Here is a 16694-nt window from a genome sequence, read left to right on the forward strand (position 1 = left end):
AGGTACTCCGCGACCGCCCGCGACCCGTCCGCATCCGCCCACCCCTGGCGCCCCGACTAAGCGCTTGCTTAGAATCGCCCTCGTCCGACGTCCAGACAGGGGAGCCGTCATGTTGTCCGCAGAGAACCGTCAGATCCGCCTCGCCCGGCGACCGGTGGGCGAGATCGGGCCCGAGGACTGGGAGCACGTCACCGTGGCCGCCGCGGCGCCCGGCGAGGGCGAGTTCGCCGGCCGCACCCGCTTCATCTCCCTGGACCCGGCCATGCGCGGCTGGCTCGACGACCGGCGCTCCTACCTGCCGCCCGTCGGCCTCGGCGAGGTGATGCGGGCCGGCTCGGTGGTCGAGGTGACCGAGTCCAACCACCCGGGCTTCCGGATCGGCGACCTGGTCGTCGGCACCTTCGGCGTCCAGGAGCACGTGGTCTCCGACGGCAAGGGCACGCTGAAGGTCGACCCGTCCGCCGCCGCACCGTCGACCTTCCTCGGCGCGCTGGGCATGCCCGGCATGACGGCCTACTTCGGGCTGCTGGACGTCGGGGCGCTCAAGGAGGGCGAGACGGTGGTGGTCTCCGGCGCCGCGGGCGCCGTGGGCACGATGGCCGGCCAGATCGCCAAGGCGAAGGGCTGCCGGGTCGTCGGCATCGCCGGCGGGGCCGAGAAGTGCGCGCTGCTGACCGACGAACTGGGCTTCGACGCCGCGATCGACTACCGCACGGAGGACGTCAGGAAGGCACTGCGCACCCACGCCCCGGACGGTATCGACGTCTACTTCGACAACGTCGGCGGCGAGGTCCTGGAGGCGGCGCTGGCCAACCTGGCGATGCACGCCCGCGTGGTGATCTGCGGTGCCATCAGCCAGTACAACGCCACCGAGGGCGTGCAGGGACCGGCCAACTACCTGTCGCTGCTGGTCTGCCGGGCCCGGATGGAGGGCTTCGTGGTCTTCGACTACGCGCCGCGCTTCACCGAGGCGGCCCGGGAGATCGGCGGCTGGATCGGCTCGGGGAGGATCAAGGTCCTGGAGCACGTGGTCAAGGGCACCGTGGACGACTTCCCGCAGACCCTCCAGATGCTCTTCCGCGGCGAGAACACCGGCAAGCTCGTCCTCGAACTGGTCTGACCGCTTCCTCCCGCGCCGGCCCGCTTTCGGCCCACCCGGTTTGCACGGCCCGCCCGGCCCGCCCGGCGACCGGCCCCTCCCCACCCCCGGGCGGGGCCGCCCCGGGCGGTGCGCGGGCACGGCCTCAGACGGTGAGCGGGCCGTCCGAGGGGGCGATCGGCGCGGGGAGGTCGGTAGCGCCGCGCAGGTAGCCGTCGACGGCGGCCGCCACCGCCCGGCCCTCGGCGATCGCCCAGACGATCAGCGACTGGCCGCGCCCCGCGTCGCCCGCGACGAACACGCCGTCCGCCCGGGCGGCGAAGCCCTCGTCGCGGACGAGCCGGCCCTGCCGGTCGGCGGCCAGGCCGAGCTGGCGGGCGAGGCCGCTCCGGCGCCCGGGCCCGTTGAAGCCGAGGGCCAGCAGCGCCAGTTCGGCCGGGACGGTCCGCTCCGTCCCGGGCCGGGGGCTGCGGTCGCCCGGCCGTGCCTCGGCGAACCGGACCGCCGCCAGCCGCCCGTCCGCACCCGCCTCGAACCCGACCGTCACCGCCGCGAACACCCGCGGCTCGGCGGCCGAGCCGCCGGCCTCCTCGTGGGAGGTCGTCACCCGGTACACCTTCGGGTGGACGGGCCAGGGCTGGCCGGGCGCTCGGCGGTCGGGCGGCCGCGGGTTGATGTCGAACTGGGTGACGGCGGTGGCACGTTGGCGCAGCGCCGTGCCCAGGCAGTCGGCGGCGGTGTCGCCACCGCCGACGATCACCACACTGCGGCCCTCGGCGCTCACCGGGGAGGCCGGGCAGTCGCCCTCGTCCACCCGGTTGGCCAGGGTCAGGTAGGTGATCGCCTGGTACACCCCGGGCAGCCGGCGGCCGGCCACCGGGAGGTCGCGGCAGGCCGTGGCGCCGACCGCGACGACCATCGCGTCGTGCCGGGCCCGCAGGTCGTCCGCGGACACGTCGCGGCCGACCGCGACCCGGGTGCGGAACCGGGTGCCCTCCGCCGCCATCTGGCCGATCCGCCGGTCCAGGCGGTGCTTCTCCAGCCGGAACGGCGGGATGCCGTACCGCAGCAGCCCGCCGATCCGGTCGGCCCGCTCGTACACCGTGGTGGTGTGGCCGGCCCGGGTCAGCTGCTGGGCCGCGGCCAGGCCGGCCGGGCCCGAACCGACCACGGCCACCCGCAGACCGGTCATCCGCTCCGGCGGCTGCGGCCGGTCGTACCCGTCCTCCCAGGCCCGGTCGGCGATCGCCAGCTCCACGTTCTTGATCGTCACGGCCTCGCCGTCGATCGCCAGCACGCAGGCGCTCTCGCAGGGGGCCGGGCAGAGCCGGCCGGTGAACTCGGGGAAGTTGTTGGTGGCCAGCAGGCGCGAGGCGGCCGCGCCCCAGTCCTGGTGGGCGACCAGCGTGTTCCAGTCGGGGATGACGTTGCCCAACGGGCAGGCGTGGTGGCAGAACGGCAGGCCGCAGTCCATGCAGCGGCCCGCCTGTGTGCTGACGACCGGCAGCAGCGCGCCCTCGCGGTAGACCTCGTGCCAGTCCCCCAGCCGCTCCTGCGGGGCCCGGCGCTCGCGCGGCCGCCTGGGCGTGGTGAAAAAGGCCATGCGGTCGGCCATGGAATCAGCCATCGCGGTCTCCGGCAGGGCGTGCCAACGCGGGTGGCGACGCCGCCGTACCGGGCCGGACGGGCGCGCCCCCGGTCGGCGCATCACCGTGTGGCCACCGTACGCCTGCGGACCGCCCGGCGGGAGGGGGGACGTTCACCGGGCCCACGGGAGAGGCGGCGGGAGCCCACCGAAGCGGCCACGGAAGCCGACGGGAGGGATGCGGGAAGCGGGCGGGGAGGGCCCCTGCCGGGCCGGTGACCGGAGCCGCCGACCCGGCGGACCCGGAGCACCGCCCGGGCGGGTCAGTCGCGCAGGAAGGCCTCCAGGGCGGTGGCGAAGGCCACCGGCACCTCGTGCATCGGATAGTGGCCGGAGTTGGTGAGGACCTCCAGCTCCGCCTGCGGGTGGTGCGCCAGCCAGGTGCCGCGCATCACCTCGACCGACAGGGCCGGGTCGTGCTCGCCGACGAAGACCTTGACCGGCAGGGTACTGCCGGCCACCTTCGCCGCGAAGTCCTGGGTGGTCCAGTCCCGCAGGTAGGCGGCCATGGCCTCCGGGCGGGAGCCGGCCACCGAGCGGGCCGTCATCGCGTCCAGCCAGCGGCCGCAGGCACGGTTCCCGGTGACCAGGTCGAGGATGGCCCGGCGGTTGGCGGCGTGCTCGGGCGCCCCGTGGAAGAGGTCGTACATGCCGCCCTCCAGCGGGAAGGCGCTCGCCGGGACGGGCGTCACCCCGACCAGCCTCCGGACCCGCTGCGGAGCCTCGGCGAGGACGCGCTGCGCCGCCTTGCCGCCCATCGAGTGCCCGACCACGGAGAACTCGTCCCAGCCGAGCTGGTCGGCCAGGGCGAGCGCGTCCGAGGCGATCTCGGCGAGGGTGAACTCACCCTCCACGTCCCGTCGTTCACCGTATCCGCGGTAGTCGAGGAAGGCGTAGCCGAAGGTGTCCCGGTCCAGGTGGTCGAGGAACTGGCCCCACCCGGCGCCGGTTCCGAACCAGTCGTGCAGAACGAGCACCTTCCGTCCGCCGGCCCCGATGGTGCGGTGACTGATCGTCATCCACGGCTCCCTTCTGGCGATGTGACGGCGGTTACCTTCCCATCCGTCCGCGGACTACTCCCGCGCCTGTCGCCCGCGGTGGGGCCAGAACGCCAGACCGACGCCGCAGGCCGCCGCCACCAGCCCCAGCACGGCCACCGGACGGGACCACTCCCCCGCCCCGGTCGGCGCGAAGGCCACCGGCAGGACCAGCAGGGACGCGACGACCGCGGCCACCCCGTGCGCCGGCCCGGTCGTACGCCGGTGCGAGCCGAAGGCGTCGACCAGCAGCAGGTAGCCGGTCAGCAGCACGGCCACCGCCGCGGCCTGCCAGAACGGCGGCTCGCCCAGCGCGGCGAGCGCCACCGCCCCGGCGGGCAGCACGGTGGCGCGGCCCGCCGCCAGCCGGGCCGGCCAGCCGACCGGACGGTGCCCCGGGTCCACCGGCGGCACGGCGCCCGCGGCGGCGAGGGCGCCGGCGATCACCGCGGCGGCCGGACCGAACCGGTCCACCGCGCCGCCCGGATCGTCCACCGGCCCGGCGGCGGCGAGCGCCAGCGCGGCTCCCGTGGCGCGCAGTGCGGCGCGCTCCGCCCAGGGCGGCAGTGTCACGTTCATCGGACTCCTCCCCCGATCCGGCGGCGCAGCAGGGGCGCGAGCGCGAGGTCGAGCGCCTCCCCCGGGGTGTAGCGGGCCACCGGTACGCCCTTGGCCCGCAGGGCCGAGCGCATCGCCTCGCGCTCGGCGTGCCAGAGCCGCAGGGCGAGGGCGTCGATCTCGTCGCCGGGCTCCACCGCCGGCTCGCCGGCCGGGATCTCCACCACGACGAGCGGATTGCCGCGGTCGCGGACCTGCCCGAGCACCTCCAGGATCCGCTGGTCGGCGAGCGAGGTGAACGCGTACACCAGCGCGTGGCCGGGCAGGGCGGGCAGCGGGAGCCGCGGGAGGTCGGTGCCGCGGTGGCGGCGGTCCTGGCGGACCTCCAGCACGCTCTCCACCATCCGGTAGAACTGCCGGTCCCCGGTGCCCGCGGCGAGCCAGCGCAGCTTCCCGCCGACGGCGATCATGCCGACCCGGTCGTGCCGGCGCAGGTAGGCGCGGGTCAGCCCGCCGGCCGCGCGCAGCGTCTCGTCCAGACTGGACAGGCCCGTGGCGGCGTCCCGGAAGTCCGCCAGGGTGTCCAGCAGGACGACCGCGTCGGCGGCCCGCTCGGCGGCGAACTGGTTGATCTGGACGGCGTCGCGGCGGGTGGTCGACGGCCAGTGGATGCGCCGCTGGCGCTCGCCCGGAACGTGCGGACGCACGCCGACCACCTCGACGCCGGTGCCCTCCTGGACGGTGGTGTGCTCGCCGAGCCGCTCGGGCAGCCGGACCGGGATCGGGGTGAGCCGGGCGGCGCTCGGCACCGGGAAGACGTCCACCTCGCCGAGTTTGGTGCGCACCGTCCGGCGGGTCAGGCCCCCGGCGTCGTAGACGTCGAGGTCGACGGCGCCCAGGCTCCAGCGGCCCCAGCTCCGGGCGCGCAGGACGAGGTCCACCTCGGCCGCGCCGACGGTGAGCGCCTCCAGGGAAACTCCGGGACCGAGGGCGATGGTGGGGTCGAGCGGGCCGATCCGCCCGTCGTGCCGCACGGTGATCCGCACGACGACCGGCTCGCCCTCGAAGCAGCGGCGCGGTTCGGCGGTGCTCTCGGCGGCCAGCCGGGTCGGCCTGCCGTGACCCGGGGCCGCCAGCGCCAACAGGACGGCGGGGCCGGCCGCCAGGGCGAGCAGCCAGGCGTGGCCGGTGGCAAGGGCGGCGACGGCCGCGACGGCGGCCACGGTGAGCAGGCGCAGGGTCTGCTCACCGGCCCGCCAGTGCGGCGAGGGCGGGGAGCTCGGCAGGCCGGCCACGGTGGCCCGGGCGCTGCGGGCCAGCAGCCGGGCGGTCACCCGGTCGGCGACCTGGCCGTCCCTCCGGGCACGGGACCGCTCGGTGGCGGGCCGCTCGATGGCGAGCCGCTCGATGGCGAGCCGCTCCGTGGAGGGCTTGGCGGCGGGCGTGGAGGGCCGGCCTCCGCTGCCCGCGGGCGCCACGGCCAGCCGCCGCACCGGCCGGCGGCCGGCGGCGGCGCTCTGCGCGGCGAGCCGGCGGGCCCGCTGCCCGTCCGGCGGCGCGGGATTCACCGGGCGCCGCCCGGCGAGCGGTCCGCGCCCGTCTCCGCCGCCCGCGGCAGCGTCTGCGGCGCCGGGACGGTGGCGACCAGCCGCGCCAGCACGTCGTCCGCCTCGATCTGGCGCACCCACAACTCCGGCTTCAAGGTGATGCGGTGGGCCAGCGCCGGCACGGCGAGCGCCTTCACGTCCTCCGGCGTCAGGTAGTCGCGGCCCTCCACCATCGCCCGGGCCCGGGCGAGCTGGATCAGCGCGAGGCCGCCGCGGGGCGAGGCACCGACCTGGATCTGCTGGTCACGGCGGGTCGCATCGACCAGCGCGACCACGTACTCGACCAGGTCGTCGTCCACCTCGACCCGCTCCACGGCCGCCCGCATGGCGAGGAGTTCGGCCGGGCTGCTGACCGGCTCCAGGACGGGCTCGGGCACCGACCGGTCCAGCCGGGCCCGGAGCATCGCCGCCTCCAGCCCGGTGGACAGGTAGCCCATCCGCACCCGGAGGAGGAAGCGGTCGAGCTGCGCCTCCGGCAGGGAGTAGGTGCCCTCGTACTCGATCGGGTTGGCGGTGGCGATCACCGCGAACGGCTGCGGGAGCCGGCGGGTGGCACCGTCCACGGAGACCTGCCCCTCGGCCATCGCCTCCAGCAGCGCCGCCTGGGTCTTCGGCGGCGTCCGGTTGATCTCGTCGGCCAGCAGGAGCTGGGTGAAGAGAGGGCCGGGCCTGAAGACCATCTCCCCGCTGCCCCGGTCGTAGAACGGCGCGCCGGTGACGTCCGAGGGCAGCAGGTCGGGGGTGAACTGGATCCGGCGGAAGTCCAGGCCGAGGGTGGTCGCGAAGGAGCGCGCCAACAGGGTCTTGCCGAGCCCGGGCAGGTCCTCGATCAGCACGTGGCCGCCGGCCAGCACGCCGAGCATCACCAGGCGGAGGGCCTCGGGCTTGCCCACCACGGCCCGTTCGATCTCCTCGACCACCGCGCGGGCGCGCTTGCCGGCCTCCTGCGGCGTCAGCGCGGGGACCGGGACGGCGGCGCCGGTCTCGGCGGCCGGGGCGGCGGGGGCCTGGGGAACGGCGGTCATGGCTCTCCTGAAGGGGCTGGCTGAGGTGTCGGTGCCGTGGGGCGGTGTTGCGGGTCGGGCGGGGAGGTGGTCCGCGGAGGGTGCTCCGGAACGGTGGCAGGGGGACGGTGCGTACGGCCGGTGGTTCTCCTCGGCTACAGGGATTCGAGCCGGTCGACGAGGGCCAGCAGGACCGGAGCCGGAACGGGCTCGGACGACGCCGCGGCCTCCGGGTCGATCCAGGGCCAGAGCCGGGGGCCGACCAGCTCGGCGGCCCGGTCGCGGTCGGCGGTCAGCGAGACGCCGTGCGCGTCCGACAGCCGTGCCGCGAACAGCCGTTGGAGCCGGCCGCGCATCGGCTGGCTGTCGCCCTGCGGGTCGAGCCCGTGCCGGACGGTCCAGCGCCAGTCGCCGAGCCCGGGCTCGTGCGCCTCCATCAACCGTGCGCGCTGCCGCAGGCCCTCCGTCCCGACCCCGGCGCCGGCGACGTACCGGCCGGCGACCAGGGCGACGCCGGCCAGCAGGACCGCCCCGGCGCCGGCCGCGGGCGCACCGCCGACCAGTGCGAAGAGGATCTCCGCCAGGACGGCCACCGTGATCAGCTCGATCAGACTGTGCTTGACCGAGCCGGGCTCGGCCACCGCGTCCCGTTCCGCCTCCGGGCCGGCCTCGTCCCGACCCCGCCTGTTCCGGCCGGTGTTCATCCGCGTCCTCCTGCCGGGCCAGTGGTGCCCGTGGCTGTTCCCGCGGCCGTACCTGTGCCCGTTCCCGCGGCTGTTCCTGCGGCCGGGACGGGCTCGGACGGCGCCTGCGCCCGGGCCGCGAGGTGGGCCGCGATCGCGTCCAACGCGCCCTGTGCCCGGCGCACGTGGCCGTCGCCCATCGGGTGGGTCGAGTAACGCGCCTCCCGGAACAGCCCGGTGAGCGCCTCCGCGGAACCGCGGTCCACGTGGTCGTCGGCCACCGCGCGCTCCAGCAGTTCGGTCGGGCTGTCGCAGGCCCGCCTGGCCGTGCCGGAGGCCGCCAACGAGCCCTCCATCGCGGCGTAGCAGGCGATCACCGCCGCCCGCGCGTCATCGCCGGAAAGCGCCCGGCGACCGGTGGCCACGGCGGCCGCGAGTACCTCCTCGGGCCGCGCGGGGGCGGCGGGCAGCGGCGCGGGCAGCCGGTTGCCGGAGATGCGCAGGCGCCGCCAGACCTGGACGAGGAGGATCACGAGGGCGACCGCCACCGCGATGACCAACCCGCCGATCACCACCGCGACGAGGGCCTTGAGCAGGCCCCCGGAGCTCGGGTCCGTCGGCACCGGCGGCGGCGTCGGCGGGCGCGAGGAGCTCGGCAGTGCCTCCAGGGGCACCTTCGCCGTCTTGGCCGGCCCGTGGAGCCCTCGACGGAAGGCGAACAGCAGCAACGGCACCGCGACGGCGGCACCGGGCAGGAGCACCATGGCAGCCTCCCGCAGTCGCTCGGCCCACGGCGTCGGTCCGGCCAGATGCCGGACCTCCTCGCGGAACCGCACCGCGAACCGGCCGACGAGCACCGCCCAGCCCATGGCCAGCAGCACCACCATCCCGACGGGCCCGACCAACCCGGTCGTGGCCGTGCCGAGCAGCCCGCCGTCCGGGCGCAACGTCGCTGCGGCAGCCAACAGCCCGGCTCCCACCAGCAGGACGACCATGGTCCGCCCACCCGGCCCTCGTCCGGCCCGCCCGGCCCCGCCCGACGGCTCCTCGCCGCCCATGCGGCCACCCCCCGGTCCCTCCGCCGCGTGAATGATCACGCGCGAGGGTGCAGCGTCGCACACCAACTGTCACAGTGTCATCCCCCCGAAAGGGGGGAGACGAGGCGGGCGGGCGGAGTCGGCGGCGGGACGCCCGTGGCCGGCTCACCGGGCCGCCGGGGGTGGAGTGGGGCCGCGCGGGCAGGGCGGGGTCGGGTGGTCAGCCTCGCGGGAGCACCAGGGACTGGACCGCGGCGAGCTTGCGCCAGTCGCTGGAGACGATGCTCGCGTGGGCCCGGGCGAGCTGTTCGGCGCGGGCGCGGGCCTGCTCGGCCGTCGGGTCGGTGGCGCTGATCGCGGGGGCGACGTTGTGGGCGTCGGTCATCGTCAGCAGGTAGTGCCGGCTGTCGTACCAGGACGTGTCGATCCCGCCGGTGTACGCGGCGGCGTCGCCGTCGAAGACGACGAACCAGGGGCGGATGGCCGTCTCCGCGTACTGGGTGCGCGGGTCGCCGGCCGCGGCGCCGAGGACGGCCGGGAAGACCTGGGCGTCACCGATCCGGCCGGCCGCGGCGAGGTCGCGCAGGTGGCGGCCGTACTCGACGTCGGTGTGCAGGGTGTCGAACGGGTTGCCCAGCTCGAAGGTGCCGGGGATGACGTACACCAGCACCCGCCCGGCGAGCGCCGCGCGGGTCGGCCAGTTGCCCGCGCGGGCGGCCTCGTCGGCGGTCGCGTACGAGCCCCCGCTTGGCTTGGCGAGCAGGTCGGCGGGGCGGAAGGCGGCGGGGCCGAGGTGTGCGGCGATCAGCGAGTCGAGCTGGGCGGGGCCCATGCCGCGGTTGCCGGCGAAGCCGCCCTTCAGCTCCAGCTTGACCACCAGCGGGCCGGCCCCGGGGTGGGCCCCGAGCCAGATCCGGACGTCGTCGAGGCAGGTCTCCAGGTTCTTGTTGGTGCCGCCGGTGTAGAGCTGCGCGGGGGTGCTGGCGGCGGCACAGTTGTTGGCGTTGCCCAGCGGGTTGGAGTGGCTGACCTTCCACTCCTTGGTGACGGTGTCCGTCCAGGCGTCCAGCTCGATCATGCCGGTGCCGGTGTCCAGGCCCTGGGCGAGGCGGCCGAACGCGGCCGGGTCGTAGGTGTTGTGGATGCCGACCGTGGTGGCCGAGCCGAACGGGAGGTCGCCGGGCCCGCTCGCGTCGGCCACCGGGGCCGGCAGGAGGGCGGTGGCGGCTGCGGCGAGCAGACCGGTGGCGATGGTGCCGGCGAGGGCGCGGCGTACGGTCACGGTGGCTTGTCCCCTTGTCAGAGCGCGTGTGGCTGCGTGTCAGAACGCGTGCGGTTGTCCCGGAACGCGTGCGGCGGTCGTCCTCGGACGATGCCCGGCCCGGGCGACCCTCACATGAAGCGAGCACAACAACTCCGTAACGCCGACGGGACAACTACGGCCGCCGGACGACCGGGCCGCCGCGGGCCGGAGCCCCCGCCGGTGCGGGCGCGCCCTCGACAACCCGCCGGCCGGACCGCTCCTGACCGACCCGCAGCAGTGGACGGCGGCGACGGATGCGACCTCCGTGTGGTAGACCCTTGCGCTGACACCGGGGCCACCGGTGCGGGCCCCCGGACCGCCGACACGGCGCGGCGGGCCATGACCTGACATCGGGGGATGCCATGACACTTCGCCGTACGCTGACCAGATCCCTGGCCGCCGCCACCGTCGCGGTGCTCGCCGCGGCCTGTGGCAGCACAGCAGGCCCGTCGGCCGCCACCACCGGCGACGCCGCCGGCAGCGGCACCACCGCCGCCGGAACCACCTCCGGCGGTGCCACCGTCCCCGGCCCGGGCCGGAGCGAGAACGCCCCGCCCCCTCCGCCGACGGCGCCCGGCCGGACCGTTCCGACCGCGCGGGGGCAGGTGCTCCACGGGGTCGCCGTCGACACCGGTTTCACCGCCCAGGTGGTCAGCGCCAACACCAGCGCCGCGCTGCCGGGCATCGCCGCCCCCACCGGAAGGACCACGCTGCTGGTCCGGCTCAAGGTCGCCCCGGACCCGGCCGACCGGACGGTCAACGCCCCGAACCACCAGGCCCTCGTCGTCAAGTTCCCGGGCTGCGACCCGCTCCGGGACTGCTTCACCGCCGACGACGGGGCTCGGGCCGTCCCCGAGAGCGACGTCCGGGAGGGCGTCCACATGAACAGCGTGCCCGACTGGTTCGGCAAGCTGGACGCCAACACGGCCTACTACAAGTACGTCTGGCAGTTCGTCGCCGAGGGCGCCGACCTCTCGGCCGCCCAGCTCTGTTCGAAGCGGATCGCCAACCAGCAGGACGTCTGTGTCCCGCTCGGCCCGGTCGAACCCTTGAACGGCCAGGTCGACCGCGCCGATCTGGAGTCGCACTGACCGGTCGTTCCCGACGGACACCGCGTCGGGAAGTCGCCGGCCGGGCGGCGGAACACGGTGACGAACATCCGCGGTGCACAGGAACCCGTGGCGGGGCACCGGTCAAAACCGGATGGCGGGTCCCGCGCCGGCCTGCGAGGATCTCCGGATGATGATCTTCGCCGACGATCTCGGCCACCTCTCCCACACCGTCACCGGCGACGGGCCGCCCGTGGTCCTCGTCCACGCCGGAATCGCCGATCACCGGATGTGGGACGCGATCGTGCCCGCCCTCGCGGAGCGGCACACGGTCATCCGGTACGACCTGCGCGGCTTCGGTGAATCCGCGCCCCCGACCGGCCCGTTCAGCGAGGCCGACGACCTGCGCCGTCTCCTGGACCACCTCGGCCACGAGCGTGTCCGGCTCGTCGGCGCCTCCTGGGGCGGCCGCGTGGCCGTGGAGTTCGCGCTCGCCCACCCGGACCGGGTGCACTCCCTCGTCCTGCTCTCCCCGCCGTGGCCGGGATACCACTGGTCCGCGGACATGATCGCCTACGACGAGGCCGAGACCGCGGCCCTGAAGGCGGGGGACCTCGACGAGGCCGTCCAAGTGAACCTGGACATGTGGGTGCGCGGACCGGCCCGTACCTGGGACGCGGTGGACCCGGCACTGGCCGACCGGCTCCGCGGGCCGGTCCGGACGTCGCTGGCGAACCAGGACGTCGTGGGGACGTACTCCCAGGGCGTCACGGACGGCGACGTCGCCACGATCGCCGTCCCCACCCTGGTCGGGATCGGGCGCCTCGACGTCCCCGACTTCCAGGACATCAGCCGCCGGTACGCCGACGCCGTCCCCGGCGCCGCCCTGGTCGAGTTCCCCTCCGCGGCCCACCTCATCGCCCTGGACGCGCCCACCGAACTCGTCGCCGCGCTGCTCCCGTTCCTCGCCCGCTAGGAACCCGTGCACGGGGCCCCGTGCTGGGGCCCTGTGCTGGGGCTCCGGGCACCGGCCCCGGTCACCGACCCCGGCCGCCCGCCCACGACGGCCGTGAGGGCGGGTCAGGTATCAGTGCGCGGCAGGTGGCCGGGGAGGTCGGTGAGCCGTTCGATGCGGTGGACCGTCGCGTCCGCCGTCGGCGACGGTCCACCGGTGACGAAGTCGACGCCGCGGTCCAGCCAGATGCCGGTGAGCCCGGCGAGGGCGGCTGCGTTCACATCGCTCTCCAGCATGTCGCCCACGTTGACCGCCTGCGCGGGGTCCGTCCGCATCCACCGGCAGGCGGCGGCGTAGGCGGCGGGCTTGGACGCACCGAGCTCGGACGGGGTCAGCACGGCTTCGAAGTATTCGAGGAGGCCGAACCGGGCGAGCTTGGCGCGCTGCTGCCCGGGGTCCCCGTTGGTGAGAACGGCCAGACGCGGACCCCGGGCGAGCCGCTTCAGGGCCTCCAGACACGGCCGGACATCGGGGTAGCACCGCCAGGACTCCTCGAACACGGCGAGGTAGCGCTCGGCGATCCAGGCGTCCAGGAGGCCGGGATCCTCGGGAACCGGCTCGCCGAGCGCCGGCAGGAAGGAACGGAGCCTGCGCCGGTGGTGCTCGGCGAAGGAGCACCGGCCGGCCAGGTACTCCCGCATGTGGCGCGCCTCCAGCGTCCACCACAACGCCGCCAGCTCCTCCGGTGGAGCCGTCGCGTCGGGCGCGTCCCGGACGATCCGGCCGATCGTTGCGAAGACCGCGCCTCGGTGGTCGACCAGGGTGCCGTCCAGATCGAAGAAGATCACATCTGCCATGGGGTGATCCTCTCCTGACGCCTCTTCCCGGCACCAGGGTCAGCCCTCGCGAGCCTCCTCGGGGACGGCTGCCCGAGCGCGACGCCGCACCGCTTCCGTCCTCTCCGGCCCTCTTCTCCGGCCCGTCTTCTCGGCCCTCTTCTCCGGCCCGTCGTCCTCCGTCCGCGGCCCCGCCGCCCGGCTGCCCGGCTGCCCGGTTCCCGTCCGGGAGTGCCGCTCCCCCGCCGAAGTGCCGGAAGGGACGGGCCCGTCCGGGTCCTCGTTGATAATGGCCTCATGATCGACAGGCAGCTGCGGGTGGTACTGGCCGAGGACTCCGTCATCCTGCGGGAGGGGATGGTCGAGCTGCTCGCGGCCCGGGGGTGCGAGGTGGTGGCCGCGACCGGGACGGCGCCGGAACTGCTCGCCGCGGTGGCCGGGCACCGGCCCGACGTCGCAGTGGTGGACATCCGGATGCCGCCCACGCACACCGACGAGGGCATCCGCGCGGCCGTCGAACTCCGGGCGACCGCACCCGAGGTGGGCATCCTGGTCTTCTCGCAGCACGTCGAGACCGCCTGGGCGTCGCGGCTGCTCGCGGGCGGTGCGGCGGGAGTCGGGTACCTGCTGAAGGAACGGGTGGCCCGGACGTCGGAGTTCGTGGACGCGCTGCACCGGGTCGCGGACGGCGGGACGGCGCTGGACCCGGAGGTCGTGACCCGGCTGATGCAGGGCGGCCGGCGCAGCCGGGTGGACGGGCTGACGCCGCGCGAGCGGGAGGTGCTGGAGCTGATGGCTCAGGGGCACTCCAACCGCTCGATCGCGGCGCGGCTGGTGGTGTCGGAGCGGGCGGTGGAGAAGCACGTCGCCGCCGTGTTCACCAAGTTCGACCTCCCGGCCACAGAGACGGACAACCGCCGGGTGAAGGCGGTGCTCACCTACCTCTCCGAGACATCCGGTTGAGGGTCTGGTTGACGATCGGGTTGACGATCGGGTCGAGAGTCCGATTGACGATCCATCAGATCCGGCTCGGCAGTTCGGCGGTGACGACGGTGGGCCCGCCGACCGGGCTCTCCACCCGCAGCACGCCGTCCACCGCGGCGAGCCGCTCGGTCAGCCCGGCCAGGCCGGTCCCGCCGGACGCGCCCACGCCGGGGGCCGGACCCCCGATCACCGCCCCGCCGCGGCCGTCGTCGCGCACCGTGAGCCGGACCCGGCCGTCGGCCGCCGTCGCCGACAGCTCCGCCGTCCGCGCGCCGCTGTGCTTGGCGAGGTTGGTGAGCAGCTCGGCCGCACAGAAGTAGACGGCCTGTTCGATCGCCGGGTCCGGCCGCTCGCGCAGGTCGACGCGGACGGCGACCGGGACGGGTGAGGTGCCGGCCAGCCCAGGCAGGGCCTCCCCGAGGCCGCCGTCCAGCGCCACCGGGTGGATGCCCCGGGTGACCCGGCGCAGTCCGGTGATGGTGTCGTCGGTCTGGCCGCGGGCGCGGTCGACCAGGGCGCGCAGGCGGGCGAGGTCCGGGCCCCCGGGGGCGGCACCGGGGTCGAGTGCGTCGTCGGCCAGCGAGAGGGTGATGGCGAGCGCGACCAGCTGGGCCTGGGTGCCGTCGTGCAGGTCGCGTTCCAGGCGGCGCAGCCGGTCGGTGTTGTCGGCGAGGAGCGTCGCGCGGGCGGATTCGAGGGCGCGCACGCGCTGTTGGGCGCGGGCCGGGCCGAGCAGCAGCCGGGCGAGGCTCCGGTTGGCCGCGCCAAGTGCACGGTTGGCGGGCGGGGCGGCGGCCAGGACGGCGAGGCCGAGCAGGACGGCGACCGCGTCCAGCCAGCCGGCGGGCCGCTCACCCGGTTCCAGCAGCCGTACCCAGAGCGGGAACCCGAGCAGCCAGCCGCAGCCGAGCGGCAGGACGACGACGGCGGCGAAGCCGAGCAGTCCGAGCGGCAGGCGGATCAGCAGGTAGAGCAGCGACCGCCAGGCGACCGGGTCCGACAGGACGGCGCGGCCGCGGGCGAACGCGCCGTCCGGCCTCGGTGCCGGGAGTGGGGGTTCGACGTGCTCCCCCAGCAGCCGGCCCACCAGTCGGCGGTGGAGCCCGCCGAGGCCGCGCGCGCCGGCGAGTGCGGCGACCACGAACGGGAGGCCGAGGACGGTGAGCGAGAGCAGCGTCCCGGCGTAGAGGACGGCGAGCGCGTAGGCGCCGCCCAGGACGGCGGCCGGCAGGCCCGCGACGGCGAAGAGCAGTTCGCCACCGCGCACGGCGAAGTACCGCCGCACCCCGGAGGGCGGCCGTACCCCGGAGGGCGGCTTGGTTCCCGGGGACAGCCGTACCCCGGTGGGCGGCCGTACCCCGGCGGGCCGCCGCGACGCGTCACGGGCCCGGTCAGCCACGCTCGCCGCCGGCCAGCTCGGCGGCCGGGCCGGTGATGGCGCGCAGGCCGGTGCCCAGGATGCCGGGTACGGTCAGCGCGGCCGCACCGGCCACGATCCAGCCGCAGGCGGCCACCGGGACGGCCGGCGCGGCGGAGCCGGTGACGGCCGTGCTGAAGGCGGCCGAGGCGACGGCGGCGACCGCCGCGCCCAGCAGCACGCCCACCGCCGTGGTGAGCACCGCCTCGGCGGTGAGCATCCGCAGCAGCTGGCGCCGGGTGGCGCCGACCAGCCGGAGCAGCGCGAACTCGCGGCGACGGTCGGCGGTCAGGGCGACCAGGGTGTTGACGGTGGAGACGGCGGCGAAGCAGACCAGCATGGCCAACTCCGCCTGGCGCAACCAGACGTCGGTCGTGGAGGTCACGGACGTCACGGTGGCGGCGGACCCGGGGAGGGCGCGGGCCGCCGCTTGCCCGGCGGTGCTTGTCATGATCGACATCGTGCCCGACACCCCGGTCAGGAGCGCAACCGGCACCACGGCGGCCGAGAGCCGGTGCGCGTAGCCGCGCAGGTTGGCGTCGGCCAGCCAGCCCGCTCGGGGGGCCGCCCACCGTACCGGCGCACCCAGCACGGTGGTCAGGACCCGGGCCGCGAGCGGTCCCAGCAGGGCGACGGCGGCCAGCAGCACCAGCGAGGCGAGCATGGCCGCCTGCCCGGCCTTGTCGAGCTGGTCGGCCGGCCGGGTGGCCGCCAGCCGCAGCAGCAGCGCGCCGCCGGTCAGGGCTCCGGCGCCGGCCAGCAACCGCACGACGCCGGTCCGGCCGTGCCCGGTGGAACCGGCGGTGAGCGCGGCGGCCGGCGGGATCCGGGTGATCCGCCGGGCCGCGACGGCGGTCGCCACCAGGCCGACCAGCAGCACGGCGGCGAGCGCCACCAGCATCGGCAGCGGTGTGCCCGGGACCCGGACGGCGGGCGCGGCCATCCCGCGCTCCTGGAGGGCGGCGAGGAAGCGGCGCGCGGCGAACGCGCCGACCGCCCAGCCGGGCCCGGCCGCCAGCAGCGTGGTCGCGACCACCTGGCCGCGCACCAGCCGGCGGACCTGCCGGGGCGTGGCGGCGACGGTCCGCAGCAGTGCCAGCTCCCGGTGCTGCTGGCGCAGCGCGAAGCCGAGCGCGTTGACCACCACGAAGAAGGCCACCAGTACGGCGATCTCGCCGAACGCGCCCGCGATCACCATCAGCCCCGGCCCGGCGGGCGCCTTGCGCACTGCGGCGGGCGCGGTGGCCTCGGCGGCGAACAGCGAGCCGAAGAGGGTCACCGTGGCGACGGCGAGGAAGAGCGCCACGGCCAGCCCCGCGAACGCGGCGGGTCGTCGGCGGAGCTGCCCGAGCACGAGCGCGGGCACCGGACGGCCGGCGGCACGGAAGCCGAGGCCGAGGCCGGAGCCGGAGCCAGGGCCGGAGCCCCGACCGGGGGCGGTCTGCGCGCCCGCGGCGGGGCGCAGGTGTGGAGACGTCAT

Annotated in this window: 15 protein-coding genes; 4 read left to right on the plus strand and 11 right to left on the minus strand. The window is 75.9% G+C overall.

Annotated elements, in window-relative coordinates:
* The first annotated feature begins 109 nt into the window (after positions 1–109).
* The gene (locus J5Y04_RS06360) at positions 110–1120 is read left to right on the plus strand and encodes an NADP-dependent oxidoreductase (protein ID WP_209410834.1); all 1011 of its coding nucleotides are present in this window, start codon (positions 110–112) and stop codon (positions 1118–1120) included.
* A gap of 124 nt (positions 1121–1244) precedes the next feature.
* Here the strand turns inward: J5Y04_RS06360 and J5Y04_RS06365 are convergent, their stop codons facing one another.
* The 8 genes from J5Y04_RS06365 to J5Y04_RS06400 all read right to left on the minus strand — a co-directional run bounded on the left by J5Y04_RS06365 (position 1245) and on the right by J5Y04_RS06400 (position 9952).
* Entirely contained in the window at positions 1245–2714 is a 1470-nt protein-coding gene (locus tag J5Y04_RS06365; protein WP_209411084.1) for a glutamate synthase subunit beta, read from the minus strand.
* Positions 2715–3007: 293 nt separating this feature from the next.
* Positions 3008–3763 carry an alpha/beta fold hydrolase gene (locus J5Y04_RS06370; RefSeq protein WP_209410835.1) on the minus strand — a complete coding sequence of 252 codons (756 nt, stop codon included), beginning with the start codon at positions 3761–3763 and terminating at the stop codon, positions 3008–3010.
* Positions 3764–3817: 54 nt separating this feature from the next.
* Complete coding sequence (locus J5Y04_RS06375) at positions 3818–4360, minus strand: hypothetical protein (protein ID WP_209410836.1); 543 nt, start codon at positions 4358–4360, stop codon at positions 3818–3820.
* A complete protein-coding gene (locus J5Y04_RS06380; protein WP_307852961.1) occupies positions 4357–5907 on the minus strand; it encodes a DUF58 domain-containing protein in 1551 nt (516 codons plus the stop codon). The genes J5Y04_RS06375 and J5Y04_RS06380 overlap by 4 nt, the downstream gene beginning before the upstream one ends.
* Positions 5904–6971 carry a MoxR family ATPase gene (locus tag J5Y04_RS06385; RefSeq protein ID WP_209410837.1) on the minus strand — a complete coding sequence of 356 codons (1068 nt, stop codon included), beginning with the start codon at positions 6969–6971 and terminating at the stop codon, positions 5904–5906. Before J5Y04_RS06385 ends, J5Y04_RS06380 begins: the two co-directional genes overlap by 4 nt.
* A gap of 134 nt (positions 6972–7105) precedes the next feature.
* On the minus strand, positions 7106–7654 hold the full coding sequence (locus tag J5Y04_RS06390) for a hypothetical protein (protein WP_209410838.1): 549 nt from the start codon (positions 7652–7654) through the stop codon (positions 7106–7108).
* Entirely contained in the window at positions 7651–8691 is a 1041-nt protein-coding gene (locus J5Y04_RS06395) for a DUF4129 domain-containing protein (protein ID WP_209410839.1), read from the minus strand. Before J5Y04_RS06395 ends, J5Y04_RS06390 begins: the two co-directional genes overlap by 4 nt.
* Before the next feature lie 199 nt (positions 8692–8890).
* A complete protein-coding gene (locus J5Y04_RS06400) occupies positions 8891–9952 on the minus strand; it encodes a phosphatidylinositol-specific phospholipase C domain-containing protein (RefSeq protein WP_307852962.1) in 1062 nt (353 codons plus the stop codon).
* Positions 9953–10335: 383 nt separating this feature from the next.
* On the opposite strand from J5Y04_RS06400, the gene J5Y04_RS06405 reads away from it, so the two are divergent.
* Together J5Y04_RS06405 and J5Y04_RS06410 are read left to right on the plus strand one after the other, a co-directional pair.
* A complete protein-coding gene (locus J5Y04_RS06405; protein WP_209410840.1) occupies positions 10336–11064 on the plus strand; it encodes a hypothetical protein in 729 nt (242 codons plus the stop codon).
* A gap of 148 nt (positions 11065–11212) precedes the next feature.
* Complete coding sequence (locus tag J5Y04_RS06410; protein WP_209410841.1) at positions 11213–11998, plus strand: alpha/beta fold hydrolase; 786 nt, start codon at positions 11213–11215, stop codon at positions 11996–11998.
* A 104-nt stretch (positions 11999–12102) separates the two neighbouring features.
* On the opposite strand, the gene J5Y04_RS06415 is transcribed toward J5Y04_RS06410, so the two are convergent.
* Complete coding sequence (locus tag J5Y04_RS06415) at positions 12103–12834, minus strand: HAD family hydrolase (protein ID WP_209410842.1); 732 nt, start codon at positions 12832–12834, stop codon at positions 12103–12105.
* A 276-nt stretch (positions 12835–13110) separates the two neighbouring features.
* On the opposite strand from J5Y04_RS06415, the gene J5Y04_RS06420 reads away from it, so the two are divergent.
* A complete protein-coding gene (locus J5Y04_RS06420) occupies positions 13111–13776 on the plus strand; it encodes a response regulator transcription factor (protein WP_209410843.1) in 666 nt (221 codons plus the stop codon).
* 55 nt (positions 13777–13831) lie between these two features.
* Here the strand turns inward: J5Y04_RS06420 and J5Y04_RS06425 are convergent, their stop codons facing one another.
* A complete protein-coding gene (locus J5Y04_RS06425; protein WP_307852963.1) occupies positions 13832–15064 on the minus strand; it encodes a sensor domain-containing protein in 1233 nt (410 codons plus the stop codon).
* A 124-nt stretch (positions 15065–15188) separates the two neighbouring features.
* A complete protein-coding gene (locus tag J5Y04_RS06430; RefSeq protein WP_209411088.1) occupies positions 15189–16580 on the minus strand; it encodes an FtsX-like permease family protein in 1392 nt (463 codons plus the stop codon).
* Positions 16581–16694: the final 114 nt, after the last annotated feature.

The organism is Kitasatospora sp. RG8 (genome assembly GCF_017813315.1).
Lineage (GTDB): Bacteria > Actinomycetota > Actinomycetes > Streptomycetales > Streptomycetaceae > Kitasatospora.

Coding starts and splice junctions, on each gene's coding strand:
- J5Y04_RS06405 (WP_209410840.1), top strand. CDS start 10,336: ATGACACTTCGCCGTACGCTGACCAGATCCCTGGCCGCCGCCACCGTC.
- J5Y04_RS06395 (WP_209410839.1), bottom strand. CDS start 8,691: ATGGGCGGCGAGGAGCCGTCGGGCGGGGCCGGGCGGGCCGGACGAGGG.
- J5Y04_RS06390 (WP_209410838.1), bottom strand. CDS start 7,654: ATGAACACCGGCCGGAACAGGCGGGGTCGGGACGAGGCCGGCCCGGAG.
- J5Y04_RS06370 (WP_209410835.1), bottom strand. CDS start 3,763: ATGACGATCAGTCACCGCACCATCGGGGCCGGCGGACGGAAGGTGCTC.
- J5Y04_RS06365 (WP_209411084.1), bottom strand. CDS start 2,714: ATGGCCGACCGCATGGCCTTTTTCACCACGCCCAGGCGGCCGCGCGAG.
- J5Y04_RS06360 (WP_209410834.1), top strand. CDS start 110: ATGTTGTCCGCAGAGAACCGTCAGATCCGCCTCGCCCGGCGACCGGTG.
- J5Y04_RS06415 (WP_209410842.1), bottom strand. CDS start 12,834: ATGGCAGATGTGATCTTCTTCGATCTGGACGGCACCCTGGTCGACCAC.
- J5Y04_RS06375 (WP_209410836.1), bottom strand. CDS start 4,360: ATGAACGTGACACTGCCGCCCTGGGCGGAGCGCGCCGCACTGCGCGCC.
- J5Y04_RS06410 (WP_209410841.1), top strand. CDS start 11,213: ATGATGATCTTCGCCGACGATCTCGGCCACCTCTCCCACACCGTCACC.
- J5Y04_RS06385 (WP_209410837.1), bottom strand. CDS start 6,971: ATGACCGCCGTTCCCCAGGCCCCCGCCGCCCCGGCCGCCGAGACCGGC.
- J5Y04_RS06420 (WP_209410843.1), top strand. CDS start 13,111: ATGATCGACAGGCAGCTGCGGGTGGTACTGGCCGAGGACTCCGTCATC.